The sequence below is a fragment of the Xanthomonas nasturtii genome (assembly GCF_023337365.3).
Lineage (GTDB): Bacteria > Pseudomonadota > Gammaproteobacteria > Xanthomonadales > Xanthomonadaceae > Xanthomonas > Xanthomonas nasturtii.
Window position 1 is genome coordinate 3,822,826 of record NZ_CP142084.2, and the last position, 16,527, is coordinate 3,839,352.

The 16,527-nt window shown below is 65.0% G+C and carries 10 protein-coding genes and 1 riboswitch; of the genes, 5 read left to right on the forward strand and 5 right to left on the reverse strand.

All coding sequences use genetic code 11. From position 1 onward, the window contains the following. Positions 1-22 precede the first annotated feature (22 nt). The 5 genes from M3O59_RS16615 to ggt all read right to left on the reverse strand — a co-directional run bounded on the left by M3O59_RS16615 (position 23) and on the right by ggt (position 9,959). Positions 23-916 (reverse strand): helix-turn-helix domain-containing protein, encoded by an 894-nt coding sequence (locus M3O59_RS16615; protein WP_116905903.1) that lies wholly within the window; start codon positions 914-916, stop codon positions 23-25. Positions 917-1,026: 110 nt separating this feature from the next. Further along, a complete protein-coding gene (locus M3O59_RS16620; RefSeq protein ID WP_116905902.1) occupies positions 1,027-3,366 on the reverse strand; it encodes a winged helix-turn-helix transcriptional regulator in 2,340 nt (779 codons plus the stop codon). A 422-nt stretch (positions 3,367-3,788) separates the two neighbouring features. Then, positions 3,789-5,666: a phosphomethylpyrimidine synthase ThiC gene (gene thiC / locus M3O59_RS16625; RefSeq protein ID WP_116905901.1), complete on the reverse strand. Its 1,878-nt coding sequence runs from the start codon at positions 5,664-5,666 to the stop codon at positions 3,789-3,791. Positions 5,667-5,781: 115 nt separating this feature from the next. Beyond that, positions 5,782-5,879, reverse strand: a riboswitch (TPP riboswitch). A gap of 453 nt (positions 5,880-6,332) precedes the next feature. Beyond that, complete coding sequence (locus tag M3O59_RS16630) at positions 6,333-8,171, reverse strand: methyl-accepting chemotaxis protein (RefSeq protein WP_181920554.1); 1,839 nt, start codon at positions 8,169-8,171, stop codon at positions 6,333-6,335. Between the two features lie 78 nt (positions 8,172-8,249). Beyond that, complete coding sequence (gene ggt, locus M3O59_RS16635) at positions 8,250-9,959, reverse strand: gamma-glutamyltransferase (protein ID WP_249047079.1); 1,710 nt, start codon at positions 9,957-9,959, stop codon at positions 8,250-8,252. A gap of 653 nt (positions 9,960-10,612) precedes the next feature. Here ggt and ilvC point away from each other — a divergent pair. From ilvC to M3O59_RS16660, 5 genes are all read left to right on the forward strand, one after another. Further along, entirely contained in the window at positions 10,613-11,614 is a 1,002-nt protein-coding gene (ilvC, locus tag M3O59_RS16640; RefSeq protein WP_064629222.1) for a ketol-acid reductoisomerase, read from the forward strand. Positions 11,615-11,654: 40 nt separating this feature from the next. Continuing rightward, the gene (ilvG, locus tag M3O59_RS16645; protein ID WP_116905900.1) at positions 11,655-13,376 is read left to right on the forward strand and encodes an acetolactate synthase 2 catalytic subunit; all 1,722 of its coding nucleotides are present in this window, start codon (positions 11,655-11,657) and stop codon (positions 13,374-13,376) included. Continuing rightward, positions 13,360-13,617: an ACT domain-containing protein gene (locus M3O59_RS16650; RefSeq protein ID WP_064629225.1), complete on the forward strand. Its 258-nt coding sequence runs from the start codon at positions 13,360-13,362 to the stop codon at positions 13,615-13,617. Before ilvG ends, M3O59_RS16650 begins: the two co-directional genes overlap by 17 nt. A 153-nt stretch (positions 13,618-13,770) precedes the next feature. Continuing rightward, the gene (locus tag M3O59_RS16655) at positions 13,771-14,841 is read left to right on the forward strand and encodes a threonine dehydratase (RefSeq protein ID WP_249047083.1); all 1,071 of its coding nucleotides are present in this window, start codon (positions 13,771-13,773) and stop codon (positions 14,839-14,841) included. Continuing rightward, positions 14,838-16,400, forward strand: a complete 1,563-nt coding sequence (locus tag M3O59_RS16660) for a 2-isopropylmalate synthase (RefSeq protein ID WP_064629229.1) — start codon at positions 14,838-14,840, stop codon at positions 16,398-16,400. Before M3O59_RS16655 ends, M3O59_RS16660 begins: the two co-directional genes overlap by 4 nt. Positions 16,401-16,527 lie beyond the last annotated feature (127 nt).

Below are 16,527 nucleotides of genomic sequence, written 5' to 3' on the forward strand. Positions count from 1 at the left end.
GCGTTAAGCGCCCCCGTGCAAATTACGATTGCGTGAACGCCGTCGCTTTGCGCGTCACGTTCCCTGGCTTTGCCGAATCTGGCGGATTCGAAGTTTGGTCGCGGTAATGCGATGCGGAGACACCGAAACGCGCACGAAACGCCCGTGCGAAGCTGCAGCAATTGTCGAAGCCGCTTGCTGCCGCAACCTCGCCGATCATCATCGAGGTATCGCGCAGCAAATCCGATGCGCGTTCCAGGCGCAGGCGTGCCGACAACGCCTGCGGGCTCTCTTCATACAGACTCTGAAACGTCTTGGAGACATACCAACTGGAGAAGTTGGTCAGCTGCGCCAACTCGCTGATACGCACCACCCTGTCGCTGTTGCCTTCCAGATACAGCCGTGCACGCTGCATGCGGCCGAACACCTGACGACGACGGCTACGCGAGCGCCCCGGACAACGCTGCTCCTGCTCGGTGAAGTCGCGCTGCATCGCTGCCAGATGCAGCAGCAGCGGGCGTGCCGATGCGCTACCGCTCTGCGCGGCAGCGTTACGCCATAGCCGCAACGCAATGCGCAAATCGTTGCGCGCCAACTGGCTGCGGCCCGGATACAGCGTGGCGTCGGTCAACTCGGTCAGCGATTGCAGGCTGTCGCCATCCAGGCTGACGCCCACGCACAGTGCGCTGCGGTCTGCCTGCACGGTGGGGTGTGAGTCCTTGTCGAACGCGATCCAGTCGCCGGCACGCAAACGGAAGCGGCCTTCCTTGGATTCCACCCATGCACGTCCGCGCAACTGCACCCATACGGTGAAGGTCGCTGCGCTGGTACGGATGCTGCCGAGCCGCGAGACTGCCAGACAGGTGGTCGATGTCGACTCGCTGGCGCTATCCAGCGCGAGCGCAAGCCCGCGGTCGGCGGTGATGACCTGTTGCATGTTGGCAGCCCCTTTTACAAAAGAGGGCGTAGTGTTTTGCCGAATCTGGCGTCAGTCAGGAAGTTCTGACGAAGCTGTACCGAAATTGCGACGAAGCCTTTCCGAAAAACTTACGAAGCAATTTTTCTCAACGCCCACAACAGGTTGGCGATGACGCCAACAGGTGCCGAAGAGCGCTGCGGCAGCGGCATGTAGGCAATCGCGCTGCCATCTTCTTCGGCCAGGGCGACGTACAGCGCGCCATCGTGCTGGTCCAGACTGAAACCATTGATCGTGGTGAACTTGGCCACATCCAGGCACTGCCCGCGACCGCTGCGCAGCTCACCGTCGTACGTCGCGCAAGTGTCGGTGGAGGTCAGGTAATGCAGCTGACCATGCATGCCCGGCGCCCAGCTGCGATAACGCCAGCGCGATGGCTGCCGCGGCTCGATCACCTGCAAGGTCCCGGCGTCCAGCGACGGCGCGATTTGCCATAACCCGCCACCACTGAGCCGGGTGAGCAACACCTGCCCGCTGCCCCGGTCCAGCCGCATCTGCGAAACATCCTGCAGGGATGCCAGCGCGCGCCAGGGACTGCTGCGCCGGTCGTACAGTGTGGCGAAGGTATGCCCGTCGTTTGCGGCGGCAAGCACCAGCAGTTGGTCGGGATCGGGAAGGTGGATCGCCTGCAACGGGCGCGGCTGCGGCACCGGCAGTCGCACCACCTTGCCGCTGCCCGGGGTCACTTCGAACAGCGCCGCATGCCCGCCGGCATCGCTGCCGCTGACCAGCACGCGTTGCGAATCGGCAGACCAGTCGGCGGCCTGACGCGCATCCGGACGCAGCCCTTCGATCAGGCGCACCGAGCCGGGTTTGGTGACATCGCCCCACCACAATCCGTACGTGCCAGACCGGTTGGACGCAAAAATCAACTGACGCCGATCCGGCGCGATCATCGGCTGATCGTCGCGCCCGCCGGAAGGAAACAGGCGGCGCCGGATGTAGCCACCATTCATGGTGTCGGCAATGACCTGATACACGCCGAATTGCGGTTTGCGTTGCACGAACACCAGATGGCCCTGCGCCACGTCCGGCGCCTGCGCATCATCCACGCCCAGGTCGTGCAGGCTGCGGTCGTGCAAATCGAGCCGATACAAGCGCGCCTCGCTGTCCACACGACGCCCGAAGATCAGGCCGCTGCCATCGGGCAACCAGCTCCAGCCACGGATATCGGCATTGTCGTAGGTGAGTCGTTCGGCACTGCCGCCCTGGGCGGGTATCCGCCACAGATCGCCCAGCTGCGGATTACGCAGGAACACGATCCAATGCCCGTCGGGCGAATAACGCGGCGCGTAGTCGAAGTCATGCAATTGCGCGGGATAGTCCAGCGTCTGCCACCGCCCGGTTTCCAGATCCAGGCGCCGTATGCGTGCGGCGCCGTGCGTGCCGGTCATGCTGCCGAACACCAGCGCGCGCCCATCCGGCGACCAGCTGAAACTCAGCATGTCCGCGCCGTCGCACCGCACCACTTCGCGTGCCGCCGCAGCCACTGTGGCGGCGGCGATCATGACCCGACAGCTGCCATCGGGCGCCTTTCTGGAAAAAGCGATCTCGCGCCCATCCGGCGACCACGCCGGCAGGCGATCGGAGACGCCCGGCGCAGGCGTATCCAGCACGCGCGGGTAGGCGTTGTCCGTGGTCTTGACCAGGATCGAGGTGCCGGGGCGATCGCGGGTCAGCGATGCATACGCCACCATCGCGCCATCCGGCGACAGGCTTGGCGTCAGATCGAAGCCGCCGCCTGCGGTAATCACCTGATACGGCCGCTTGGGGCTGCCCAGTACGGCAGACGCCTGCGCGGCCTCAGGAGCAGGGGCACGCAGCCAGACGGTACGTACCGCCAGGCCCAGCACCACCAACAATGCCGCGCTGGCGATGGCCAGCGCGATCCAGCGCCGCTGCCGCGATGCCAGCGACGCCGCTGCTATCGGCGCTACGGGTTGGCCGGATGCGCCTGGGACGGGTTGGGCGCCGCCACCGGAGGGGTTGGGGGCAGACGCCCCACCATTGCCGGTTTGTGCCCACTCCGGCGCGCGTGAACCAAGGTTGTCCTGCGGCAGCGTTGTCGATGCGTGTGCCTGCGCTTCCCATGCCACCGTCGCCATCAGGCGATAGCCGGTCTTGGCAATCGTCTCGATATGCTCCGAGCGCTGCCCGCCATGCGTGGCAAGTGCCTTGCGCAGCTGCGTGACCGCCTGGGTCACCACATCGTTGGTCGGCAAGGTATCGGGCCACACCTCGGCAAGCAGCTGCTCGCGTGTGACTACCTGGCCTGGCTGTCGCGCCAGGGTCACAAGCACGGCCAGGGATTTTGGCGCCAGGCGTAGCGGCCGTTTGGCGCCCGGTGCGTGCACTTCGCGCGAGGCAATGTCGACCACGCACTGGCCGACACGTAGCCGGCCCGATGGCACTGCATTAGCGGGAGGAACACTCATTGGCAAAAAACACGCATCGACATGCAAGAACTACGAAAGAGCGCATCACGCAATGCGCGAAACGCCAAATTCAGCAAAGGAGTACGACCAACTGTGTCATGCATCCATTTGGTGCAAATTTTACGCTATGCCTCGTTGCTTCCTACAACAGGCGGCAGCGTCAGGCTCTCTCTCTCTCGCCGACGAATTCAAATAATTACGACGTACCCTTCGCGCCTTCTGGCGCGTTTTTTTATCTGCGATTCAGCTAAATCCGCTGAAACGTAGATCCGCAGTAATCGCTTGCAACGCAGCAGTACCGCGGCACTTGCGCACCGCGACAGGATCTGTACAGCACTAAGCTGAATTTCTGCTAAGCAGGCACCGCATTACTTTCTGAAACTTCTGCATGTAACGCATCACAAGGCGCGATAAACCTGCGCGCCCTGCTCCAGAAACTGCGTCGATTTCTCCTGCATCCCCGCCGACACCGCGTGCTCTGCGGCCATGCCGTGCTCGGCCGCGTAATCGCGCACGTCCTGGGTGATCTTCATGGAACAGAAGTGCGGCCCACACATCGAGCAGAAGTGCGCCAGCTTGTGCGCGTCCTTGGGCAGGGTCTCGTCGTGAAACTCCTTGGCCTTCTCCGGATCCAGGCCAAGATGGAACTGGTCGTCCCAGCGGAACTCGAAACGCGCCTTGCTCAAGGCGTTGTCGCGTACCTGCGCACCCGGGTGCCCCTTGGCGAGGTCTGCCGCATGCGCAGCGATCTTGTAGGCCATGATGCCGTCGCGCACGTCCTGCCGGTTGGGCAGACCCAGATGCTCTTTCGGTGTGACGTAGCAAAGCATCGCCGTGCCGAACCAGCCGATCATGGCCGCGCCGATCGCGCTGGTGATGTGGTCGTAGCCGGGCGCGATGTCGGTGGTCAACGGCCCCAGGGTGTAGAACGGCGCCTCGCCGCACTCGCGCAGCTGCTTGTCCATGTTCTCCTTGATCAACTGCATCGGCACATGGCCCGGACCTTCGATCATGGTCTGCACATCGTGCTTCCAGGCAAGCGTGGTCAGCTCGCCCAGCGTTTCCAGCTCGCCAAATTGCGCCGCATCGTTGGCATCGGCAATACAGCCCGGGCGCAGACCATCGCCCAGCGAAAACGCCACGTCGTAGGCCTTCATGATCTGGCAGATGTCTTCGAAGTGGGTGTAAAGAAAGTTTTCCTTGTGATGGGCCAGGCACCACTTGGCCATGATCGACCCACCGCGCGAGACGATACCGGTGACACGCTTGGCCGTGAGCGGCACGTAGCGCAACAGCACACCGGCATGGAGGGTGAAGTAATCCACGCCTTGTTCGGCCTGCTCGATCAAGGTGTCGCGGAAGATCTCCCAGGTGAGTTCTTCGGCACGCCCGTCGACCTTTTCCAGTGCCTGATAGATCGGTACCGTGCCGATCGGCACCGGCGAATTGCGGATGATCCACTCGCGCGTTTCGTGGATGTGCTTGCCGGTGGACAGGTCCATGACCGTATCGCCGCCCCAGCGGATCGCCCACACCAGCTTTTCCACTTCTTCGGCGATGCCCGAAGACACCGCGCTGTTGCCGATGTTGGCGTTGATCTTGGTCAGGAAATTGCGCCCGATGATCATCGGTTCGCTTTCCGGGTGATTGATGTTGTTGGGCAAGATCGCGCGGCCGCGTGCAATCTCCTCACGCACGAACTCCGGCGTGATGCGGTGCTGGATCGCCGCACCGAACGACTCGCCCGGATGCTGCTTGCGCAAGATCGCATCGGTCACCGCGTCCAGGCGCTGATTTTCGCGGATCGCCACGAACTCCATCTCGGGGGTGATGATGCCGCGTCGCGCGTAGTGCATCTGGGTGACGTTGGCGCCTTCGCGCGCCACCCGCGGCAAGCGCCGCGCCGGAAAGCGCACCGCATCCAGCCGCGCATCGTGCTCACGGCCGCGCCCGAAGCTGGAACTCAATCCATCCAGCGCCACGGTATCGCCGCGCTCGGCAATCCATTGCGTGCGCAGCGGCGCCAGACCGGCAGCCAGATCGATGGCCGCCTGTGGATCGGTATAAGGCCCGGAGGTGTCGTAGACGCTGAGCGGCGGATTGTCTTCGCCACCAAACAAGGTGGGCGTACGCGTCAACGCGATCTCGCGCATCGGCACCTGCAGATCCGCGCGTGAGCCTTGCACGAAGATCTTGCGTGAACCGGGAATCGGCTGGGTCACAGCCTGGGACAGCGACTGGGCTTGTTGCTGCAAAACGGTGGGCGCGGCATGCATGGCGTTCGTCCTGTGTGCTGGAAAACCAGCACCAATGGCGCTGGCTCTGCGAAGAAGTCGCAGTGCGGACGAAGCGGCGGCGCTCAACACTCAGGTGACCGTGCAGGCACGGACCCTCGCATCTAACGAAGCTTCCCTACGCCGGTATGAGCCGGATCAGGTTCGAAGGGACTATCTCAACCGCAGCACGCCGCGGTACCCCCACTTCGGCGGCGATTAAACCACATCGCCTCCGCTGGCGGCAGACACGCATGCGCAATGCTGCAGAGCAACCTGAAAAGCACGCGGGGCCATACGGCAGGCCGCATTGCTCTGGTCGATCTAAATCCGAAGGCAAACCGCGCGGCGTGAGTTTCCCGCCGATGGAACAAACGGCGCCCTCGGGTTCGCGGCACTTGTTAACGCAGCCAGATCGCGGCCTGCAACACATCGGTAATGTGGTGACGGCGGCCACATCCGCCGGAGCGCTGCACACCACCCTAGGCTGAACGCAACGCTCGGCACTTCCCCGGTGACATGCGCAGACATTTCCACGGCACACCGTGCAACTAGCCTGCCTGCACTACAACAAGAAACCTGCGCGCGCTCCCTGTCGCCGATTCCGGCGGCTTTTTTTGGGTTGCCGCGTTGACGCACGACAGCCAGGGCCCGGCCGGATGCGGACGGTCACTCCAGGGTGTACCCCACCCGCAAGCCGCCCCAGTGCTTGCGACCGACGAAGATCGGGGCCGACAGGTCGAACATGATCTGCCCGGTGTCGCGGCGATAGACCTGCAGGCGGTACGGGTCGGTGTGCGCACCGACGCTCCGGCCGACGCGGTCGGTGAACTTGCGCTTGGTGCGGTTGCCGACCAGATCGCGCTTGGCATCGCCGGTCAGCGGTTGGGTGAAGCGCAGGTTGTGGGTGGGCACGTAGCCGTCGGGATTGGCGCAGATGGCGAATACGATCCACGGGTGCGCATCCAGCAACGGCTCCTGCAGCGGCGGCAACACCTGATCGCAGACCGCGTCGAAGTCGGTACTGAACTTGGGCGGCTCCACGCCGGCGATCGGCGTATAGGTCTGCGCGAACAACGCCGCTTCGTCGATCTGACCGCGCGCAATGGCTTGCGCCAGGGCGGTGCCGATCTTGCCGGCCGTGGCGACCGCCAGTTCCTTGACCCGCGCGTGCCTGGGCACCTGCAGCGGGTCCGGCGGCAAGCGGAACAAGCCCACGCAATCGCGCAGGGTTTCTGTACCGCGCTCCAGCGCTTCGCTGCGTTCGGCCACATGCGCGGCGTGCTGCAGATTGCTGCGGCCCAGGGCCACCACGCCATCCACTGCGCGTTCGATCCCGCGGATCTCGCCGTCCTGCGCCTGGATGCGCCCGGCCACCGTGGTCATCGCGCTGCTGGCCTGCCCGAGGACGCGGGTGATGCCATCGAGCACTGCTTCGGTGCCGCGCGCGGAGGCCGCGCCCTCGCCCACTGCGGCGCTGGTCTCGGCCAGGATCGCGCGCACGTCGCGTGCCGCCGCGGCGGCGCGTTCGGCCAGGCGGCGGATCTCGGTGGCGACCACCGCAAAGCCGCGGCCGGCATCGCCGGCATGTGCGGCCTCGATGCTGGCGTTGATCGACAGGATATTGGTCTGGAACGCCACCGAGTCGATGACCTCGATGACCTCGCCCGCACGTGCCGCACGGCGTTCCACTTCATGCATGGCCTGGCCCAGCGCGTGCGCCGCGGCCACGCCCTGGCGCGCGCTGTCGTCGGCGCTGGCCGCCAGCGCGATCACTTGCGCCAGTTCAGCATTAACGTCCTGCAGGCTGGACGACAACCGCTCCACGGCCGTGCGTGCGCCGTCCAGCGCCTCGGTCTGCGCCTGCGATTGACGCACCATCTCGTCATTTTCGGCCACCAGCGGCGGCACTTCGGCGGCAATCTGCACCGACAGCGCCACGGCTTGGCGGATCGCTTCGGCCAGATTGCCGAAGCCGGCCTGTAGCCGGCGGCCCATGTCGGTGTCCGCCAACCCGGGCGGCAACAGCAGTTCGAGTTCGCAGCCGGCCAGCGCCTGCGCGGTGCGCTCCAGCACCGTGCGGTCTTCATGTTCGGCGTGCAGGCGCGCCACCAACGGCTGCAACAGGGGCGAGATCGGCACCGGGCGGCTGCCATCGGCCAGCCGCGTGGCCTCGCGCAGCAGGATCGCGGTTTCCACGTGCGGCAGCGACAGCATCCAGCCGCCGTGCTCGCGATCGCGCACGTAGCGCACGCGCCGGGCCGGGTCGTCGCCCGGGGCGGCCCACACGCCGTCTTCGCCGACCAGATCGGCTGCGCTCAATCCCCATAACACCGACGCCGGCGCACCCTGCAGTTCGGCTGAAGTTTTGCCCAGTACATCCAGGCCGGCGCGGTTGCAGGCCACCAGGCAGGCCTCGGCAGACAGCCGCAGCAAGGCGACCGGCGCGTCCGGAAGCAGGGCCGCCTGGGTCTGCGACGGCGGCTCGGGCTGTTGCATCGAATTCATGAGGGCTCCTGCTCCATCACTTGATTAGCGGCGCGCTGCGCAAAGAATTGAGTAGCGCCCGCATTTACGTGAGTGCGCTCAGTATCCGGCCGCCTGGCCGTCCTTGCGGCTTTCCGAGGCACCGTAGTACACGCCGTTGGCCGGGTCGCGCGCGATCGCCTGATAACCGCCATACGGGCCGTCGGCAAAGATCACCTGGTGGCCTTTGCGCATCAGCCCGCGAATGGTGTCGTAGGAAAAACCGGTTTCCAGGTTGACCTCGCCGCCATCGCTCATCGCGGTGGCCTGGCCGGTGGGCTCGGTGGAGCCTTCGTGCTGGATACGCGGTGCATCGCCGGCTTCCTGCAGATTCATATGGAAGTCCACCAGGTTCATCACGATCTGCACATGCCCCTGCGGCTGCATCGCCCCGCCCATCACGCCGAAGCTCAGCCACGGCTTGCCGTCCTTGGTGACGAAGGCCGGGATGATGGTCTGGAACGGCCGCTTGCCTGGCGCGTAGCCGTTGGGGTGATCCTTCTTGAGCACGAACATCTCGCCGCGGTCCTGCAGGATGAAGCCCAGCCCCGGCGGCGCCATGCCGCTGCCCATGCCGCGGTAGTTGGACTGGATCAGCGACACCATCATGCCGTCGGCATCGGCCACGGTCATGTAGATGGTGTCGCCCTCTTCCAGCTGCTTGGGCGTGCCCGGTTGCACTTCCTTGAGTGCCTTGTCCATGGAGATCAGCCCGCGGCGCTGGGCCGCGTAGTCCTTGGACACCAGCTTGGCCAGCGGTGCGGGCTGGAACGCCGGGTCGGCATAAAAGCGCGCACGGTCGGCAAACGCCAGCTTCTTGGCCTCGGTGAACAGGTGCACATGCTCGGCCGAGCCGAACGGGATCTTGGAAAAATCGTAGCCTTCCAGAATATTGAGCATCTGCAAGGCGGCAATGCCCTGGCTGTTGGGTGGCAGTTCCCAGACGTCGTAGCCGCGATAGTTGGTGCTGACCGGCTCCACCCACTCGCCCCGATGGCTGGCCATGTCCTCGTAGCTGAGGTAGCCGCCATTGGCCTTGAAATAGGCGCCGATGGTGCGCGCGATGGCGCCCTTGTAGAACGCATCACGGCCGCCATCGGCGATCTGCTGCAGCGTATTGGCCAGGTTCGGGTTCTTCCACAGCTCGCCCTTGCGCGGGGCGTGGCCGTCGATGGTGAACTGCTCCTTGAAGCCGGGGTACTGCGACAGGCGCGGCACCGAACGGTCCCAGTAATAGGCAATGGTTTCGGCCACCGGATGGCCTTCGCGCGCGTAGCGGATGGCCGGCGCCAGATTCTGCGCCATCGGCTTGCGCCCGAAGCGCTCATGCAGGGCGAACCAGCCGTCCACCGCGCCCGGCACCGACACCGGCAGCGGGCCGGTCGGCGGAATGTCCTTCAGGCCGCGCCGCTGGAACTCGGCCAGGGTCAGCGACTTGGGCGAGCGGCCCGAGCCGTTGTAACCGTAAAGTTTGCTGGTCTTGGGGTCCCACACGATCGCGAACAGGTCCCCGCCGACGCCGTTGCCGGTCGGCTCCATCAGGCCCAGCGCGGCATTGGCCGCGATCGCCGCATCCACCGCCGAGCCACCGTTCTTCATGACATCCAACGCGATCTGGGTGGCCAGCGGTTGCGAGGTGGCGGCCATCGCATGCGGCGCGATGACTTCCGAACGGGTGGCGAAGGGCTGCCCGGTGATCCGATCGGCAGCGCTGAGAGGTAGCGCAAGCAGCGCCAAGGCAGACACCAACAACACAGGTACGCAACGCATGACAGAAAATCCCCGGACACAACGTGTGAGACGCCAACCATACCAGCGGGCCGGGCTGCCTCGTTCGGTACATGCTGCCCGGCACGTTGAATGCCGCGCAGATGGTGACCGCCGTCGGCGCTTGTTGTGTCAGGCCGATGCTGTTTCAGTGGTAACCATGCTGCTGCCGCACGGCTTTGTACGCATCTCTGCAGATCGATGCAGCGGTTTCATGCGCAAGGGTTGACACCCTGGCTGCCGCGATGGTTATCTCAGCTCCATGCACCACCGCCCCACCACCTCGAACGCCCTGATGTCCGCGCCTTCCGGCGCGTTGGCAGCCTCGCTTCTCGTGCTCGTACTTATTACCTCGCCAACCGGTGCGGGACGAGACTTCGTGTAGGCAACAGACACACAAGGCTTCGATCAGACCCCGCACCGGCAACGGCGCGGGGTTTCGCGTTTCAGGGACCACCAAAAGTTTCGAATGACATGAACGACATCACCAACATCGCCAGAACATCTACCAGCAACGCCCATCCCTGCGCTGCTGGCAGCGTCTGCATGTGCAGTGCCGTCGCGCATCCCCGCTTTGCTCAGCCGGCCAGTGTCTGCACTGCCGGCTGATCTCTTTCCACTGCAATCTCCACTGCCAACCCCGCAAGGACACCTTCATGAGCAACGACACCCAACCGAAAATCGCGATCATCGGCTACGGCAGCCAGGGCCGCGCGCATGCGCTGAACCTGCGCGATTCCGGCTTCGACGTCACTGTCGGCCTGCGTGCCGGTGGCCCGACCGAATCCAAGGCCCAGGCCGACGGCTTCACCGTCGTGGCGCCCTCAGAGGCGGTCAAGAGCGCCGACCTGGTCGCCATCCTGACCCCGGACATGGTGCAGAAGAAGCTCTATGAAGAGGTCATCGCCCCGAACATGAAACAGGGTGCCTGCCTGCTGTTCGCGCATGGCCTGAACGTGCATTTCGACATGATCACCCCGCGCGCCGATCTGGACGTGGTGCTGGTCGCGCCCAAGGGCCCGGGCGCGCTGGTGCGTCGCGAATATGAAATCGGCCGCGGCGTGCCGTGCATCTATGCGGTGTACCAGGACACCAGCGGCAAGGCCGAGCAGTTCGCGCTGACCTATGCCGGCGGCCTGGGCGGCGCGCGCGCCAACATCATCAAGACCACCTTCAAGGAAGAGACCGAAACCGATCTGTTCGGCGAGCAGGCCGTGCTGTGCGGCGGCGCCTCGTCGCTGGTGCAGGCCGGGTTCGAAGTGCTGGTGGAAGCCGGCTACCAGCCGGAAATCGCGTACTACGAAGTGCTGCACGAATTGAAGTTGATCGTGGACCTGTTCTATGAAGGCGGCATCACCCGCATGCTGGAATTCGTCTCCGAAACCGCACAATACGGCGACTATGTCAGCGGCCCGCGCGTGATCGACGCCAGCACCAAGGCGCGCATGAAGGACGTGCTGACCGACATCCAGAACGGCACCTTCACCAAGAACTGGGTGGCCGAGTACGAAGCCGGCCTGCCGAACTACAGCAAGTTCAAGCAGGCCGATCTGGAGCACCCGATCGAGGAAGTGGGCAAGAAGCTGCGCGCCAAGATGGTGTGGCTCAACGGTCAGCAGCAGGCCGCCGCCGCACCCGCGAATCAACAGGCGGCGTAACGCCGCCTCCCCCACCGCTTAAACCGAAGGTCCGCAACGCATGAACACCTCCGCACACAGCGCGCCCCGAAACGGCGCGCGCTGGCTGACGCAGGCCCTGGAAGCCGAAGGCGTGGAAACGCTGTTCGGCTATCCGGGCGGCACCATCATGCCGTTCTACGACGCCCTGGTGGATTCCAGGCTCAAGCACATCCTGGTCCGTCACGAACAGGGCGCCGCACTCGCTGCCAATGGCTATGCACGTGCCAGCGGCCGGGTCGGCGTATGCGTGGCCACCTCCGGCCCCGGCGCGTCCAACCTGGTCACCGGCATCGCCGACGCGATGCTCGATTCGGTGCCGATGGTGTGCCTGACCGGCCAGGTCGCCACGCCGTTGCTGGGCACCGACGCGTTCCAGGAACTGGACGTGTTCGGCATGACAATGCCGATCGTCAAGCACAGCTTTCTGGTGCGGCGTGTGGAGGACCTTCCGGCAATGGTGCGCGAGGCGTTTCGCATCGCGCGCGAAGGACGTCCCGGGCCGGTGCTGATCGACCTGCCCAAGGACGTGCAGGTGGCCGATGCCTCGCATCTGCCGGTGCATGTTCCGGCCGCGGTGTTGCCGCCGCCGGCACCGGCGGATGCGAAACTGGCCGACGCACTGGCGGCGATCGCCGGTGCCGAGCGCCCGGTGGTGTACGGCGGTGGCGGGATTGCACTGGCCGGGGCTGTGGATGCATTCCGTCGCTTCGTCGAAGCCACCGGCATCCCGACCGCGCTGACCTTGCGCGGCCTGGGCGCGTTGCCGCATGCGCATCCGGATTACCTGGGCATGCTGGGCATGCACGGCACCCGTGCGGCCAATATGGCCATCCAGGAATGCGACCTGCTGCTGGTGGTGGGCGCACGGTTCGACGACCGTGCCACCGGCAAATTGAGCGAGTTTGCCCCGTTTGCGCGCGTCATCCATCTGGATGCCGACGCGTATGAAATCTCCAAGCTGCGCACCGCCGATATCGCGGTGCCCGGCGATGTGGCAACCAGTCTGAAAGCATTGAGTGCGGCACGTGGCAACTGCCAGGCCTGGCGCACGCGCTGTTTTGCCAACCGCGAAAAATTCGGCGCGCGTTACGACGCGCCCGGTACCGACATCTACGCCCCGGCGCTGCTGAAGCGCCTGAGCGAAGTGGCCCCGGCCGACACCATCATCGCCTGCGATGTCGGTCAGCATCAGATGTGGGTGGCCCAGCATTGCCGCTTCAACCATCCACGTAATCACCTCACCAGTGGCGCGCTGGGCACCATGGGCTTCGGCCTGCCGGCGGCGATGGGCGCGCAGTTCGCCTGCCCGGACCGTACCGTGGTACTGGTCTCCGGCGACGGCAGTTTCATGATGAATGTGCAGGAGCTGGTGACGATTGCGCGCTGCAAGCTGCCGGTGAAGATCGTGCTGCTGGATAACAGCTCGCTGGGCATGGTGCGGCAATGGCAGGAGCTGTTTTTTGCCGAGCGTTACAGCGAGATCGACCTGTCCGACAACCCGGATTTCGCGGCATTGGCGCAGGTGTTCGGCATCCCGGCCAAGCGCATCATCGCGCGCGGCGACGTGGATGCGGCGCTGGCGGAGTTACTGGCCCAGCCCGGCCCCGGCCTGCTGCATGTGGCCATCGACGCACGCGCCAACGTGTGGCCGCTGGTGCCGCCCAACAACGCCAACAGCACCATGCTGGACAGCAATCCCGCACACGCGGCCAAGGAGACGACACATGCGTTACCGGCTTGACCTGGTGTTGAAGCCGGCCGAAGGCGCACTGGTGCGGGTGATCGGCATGACCGAGCGCCGCGGGTTTCGCCCGTGCGCGATCCAGGGCGCTGCTGCACCCGACGCTGCCGGGCGCTGGCATCTGCAACTGGACGTGGACAGCAGCCGTCCGCCCGAAACGCTGCGCCTGCAACTGGAAAAGGTGTACGACTGCGAGTCGGTGGTGATCACCGCATTGGATTCGGTCGAGGCGGCGGCATGACCATGCAGGCTTCGGGTACGCAGAGCCCGGTCACGCACACCTCGCGTGACCATCAGATCGCCGTCCGGAGGTGTCTTCTTCCGGATCGGCCGCGCGCGTGCCGCAATGCCTGATTCCGGCCGCCCTTCCGCACAGGAGCCAGAGGTAAGCGAGGTGGCCATCAGCGTGGCCGACGTACTGGCCGCACAGGCACGTCTGCGCAAGTACCTGTCGCCCACGCCACTGCATTACGCCGAGCGTTTCGGCGTGTGGTTGAAGCTGGAGAATTTGCAGCGCACCGGGTCCTACAAGGTGCGCGGCGCATTGAATGCGTTGCTGGCCGGGCTGGAACGCGGTGACGAGCGTCCGGTGATCTGCGCCTCGGCAGGCAATCACGCCCAAGGTGTCGCGTGGTCGGCCTATCGGCTGGGCGTGCAGGCCATCACGGTGATGCCGTTTGGCGCCCCGCAGACCAAGATCGCCGGCGTCGCGCACTGGGGCGCCACCGTGCGGCAACACGGCAACAGCTATGACGAGGCCTTTACGTTCGCGCGCGAACTGGCCGATCAGAACGGCTATCGCTTCCTGTCCGCTTTCGACGACCCGGACGTGATCGCCGGCCAGGGCACGGTGGGCATCGAGCTGGCGGCGCATGCGCCGGACGTGGTGATCGTGCCGATTGGCGGCGGCGGGCTGGCGTCCGGTGTGGCGCTGGCGTTGAAATCGCAGGGCGTGCGCATTGTCGGCGCGCAGGTGGAAGGCGTAGATTCGATGGCCCGTGCGGTGCGCGGCGACTTCCGCGAAATCACTCCCGTCCCCACCCTGGCCGACGGTGTGAAGGTCAAGATTCCCGGTTTCCTCACCCGCCGCCTGTGCGCGAGCCTGCTCGACGATGTGGTGATCGTGCGCGAGGCAGAATTACGCGAAACAGTGGTGCGCTTGGCACTGGAAGAACACGTTATCGCCGAAGGTGCGGGGGCACTCGCCTTGGCCGCCGGTCGCCGCGTTTCAGGGAAACGCAAATGTGCGGTGGTCTCTGGCGGTAATATCGACGCAACCGTTCTGGCCACACTCTTGTCCGAAGTGCGGCCGCGTCCGCCACGCAAGCCGCGCCGTCGCAATACCGAGCGACTGCGTAACGAACGCAGCGCCAAGCCTTCACCCCACACACCCGTTCTTTCCCGCCCATCCGCAGTCGCTCCAACGCCTTTCACCGCCATCGCCGTAGAGGAGTCTTCCTGGTGAACACGACCGTATCCAACCAGACGCCGCGTATCCGAATTTTCGACACCACCCTGCGCGACGGCGAGCAATCCCCCGGCTGCAGCATGACGCCCCAGCAAAAGCTGGTGATGGCGCGCGCGCTGGACGAGCTCGGCGTGGACATTATCGAAACCGGCTTCCCGGCCAGCTCGCACTCCGACCGCGAAGCGGTCGCAATGATGGGACGCGAACTGCGGCGCCCTACGCTGGCGGTGCTGTCGCGCTGCCTGCAGGCCGATATCGAAACCTCGGCGCGCGTGCTGGAAGCGGCCGCCAATCCGCGCCTGCATGTGTTCCTGTCTACCAGCCCGTTGCACCGCGAGCACAAACTGCGGATGAGCCGCGAGCAGGTGCTGGAATCGGTGCACAGGCATGTGACATTGGCACGCAGCTACATCGACGATGTGGAATTTTCTGCCGAAGATGCCACGCGCACCGAAGAAGATTTCCTGGCCGAGGTCACGCGCGTGGCCATCGCCGCCGGTGCCACCACCATCAATCTGCCCGATACGGTGGGCTTCACCACGCCGGAAGAAATCCGCGGCATGTTCTCGCGCCTGATCGCCAGCGTGGAAGGTGCCGACAGCGTCATCTTCAGCGCGCACTGCCATAACGATCTGGGCCTGGCGGTAGCCAACTCGCTGGCCGCCATCGAAGGCGGCGCACGCCAGGTCGAATGCACCATCAATGGTATCGGCGAGCGCGCCGGCAACTGCGCGCTGGAAGAAATCACCATGGCGCTGAAGGTGCGCGGCGCGTTCTACAACATCGATAGCGACATCAACACGCCGCGCATCGTGTCCACGTCGCAGTTGCTACAGCGCCTGGTCGGCATGCCGGTGCAGCGCAACAAGGCGGTGGTGGGCGGCAACGCGTTCGCGCACGAATCGGGCATCCATCAGCACGGCATGCTGCGCCACCGCGGCACCTACGAAATCATGCGCCCGGAAGACGTGGGCTGGGAATCGTCGCAGATGGTGCTGGGCCGCCATAGCGGCCGTGCAGCGGTCGAGCAACGCCTGCGTGCATTGGGCTACCTGCTGGAAGAGGAAGAGGTCAAGCTGGTGTTCGAGCAGTTCAAGGCGCTGTGCGAGAAGCAGCGCGTGGTCACCGACGTGGATCTGCAAACATTGATGCAGGACGCCACCGTCCAGGAAGGCTATCGCCTGGCCTCGATGACCATCAGCGATGTCGGCAGCCGCGCGAATGCGCTGGTGGAATTGTCCGATCCGGAAGGCAATCGCGTCGCCGAAACTGCGCAAGGCAATGGTCCGGTGGATGCGCTATTCGGAGCGCTGGCCTCGGCCACTGGCGTGAAGCTGGAACTGGACAGCTACCAGGTCCACAGCGTGGGCATCGGTGCGGACGCACGTGGCGAAGCCAGCCTGAGCGTGCGCCACGAGGGTGTGGAATACGAAGGCACCGGCACCAGCAAGGACATCATCGAAGCCAGCGCACTGGCATGGCTGGATGTGGCCAACCGCCTGCTGCGTCAGCGCGAGCGCGGCGTGGTCGCCGGCAAGACCGCTGCGGTGGCGTAACACTGCTCATTCGCTGGACGATGCAAACCTGACGGCCGGCGGAGTGATCCGCTGGCCGTTTTGGTGTTTGGTGATTGGTAATTTGAACGTCTTCTAAGAATGCTTGCTTGCCGATCAGCAACCGCAA

What these genes read in the sequence shown, in the direction of transcription:
- M3O59_RS16615 (WP_116905903.1), bottom strand. Translation starts at nt 916, where the DNA reads ATGCAACAGGTCATCACCGCCGACCGCGGGCTTGCGCTCGCGCTGGAT.
- thiC (WP_116905901.1), bottom strand. Translation starts at nt 5,666, where the DNA reads ATGCATGCCGCGCCCACCGTTTTGCAGCAACAAGCCCAGTCGCTGTCC.
- M3O59_RS16630 (WP_181920554.1), bottom strand. Translation starts at nt 8,171, where the DNA reads ATGAATTCGATGCAACAGCCCGAGCCGCCGTCGCAGACCCAGGCGGCC.
- ggt (WP_249047079.1), bottom strand. Translation starts at nt 9,959, where the DNA reads ATGCGTTGCGTACCTGTGTTGTTGGTGTCTGCCTTGGCGCTGCTTGCG.
- ilvC (WP_064629222.1), top strand. Translation starts at nt 10,613, where the DNA reads ATGAGCAACGACACCCAACCGAAAATCGCGATCATCGGCTACGGCAGC.
- ilvG (WP_116905900.1), top strand. Translation starts at nt 11,655, where the DNA reads ATGAACACCTCCGCACACAGCGCGCCCCGAAACGGCGCGCGCTGGCTG.
- M3O59_RS16650 (WP_064629225.1), top strand. Translation starts at nt 13,360, where the DNA reads ATGCGTTACCGGCTTGACCTGGTGTTGAAGCCGGCCGAAGGCGCACTG.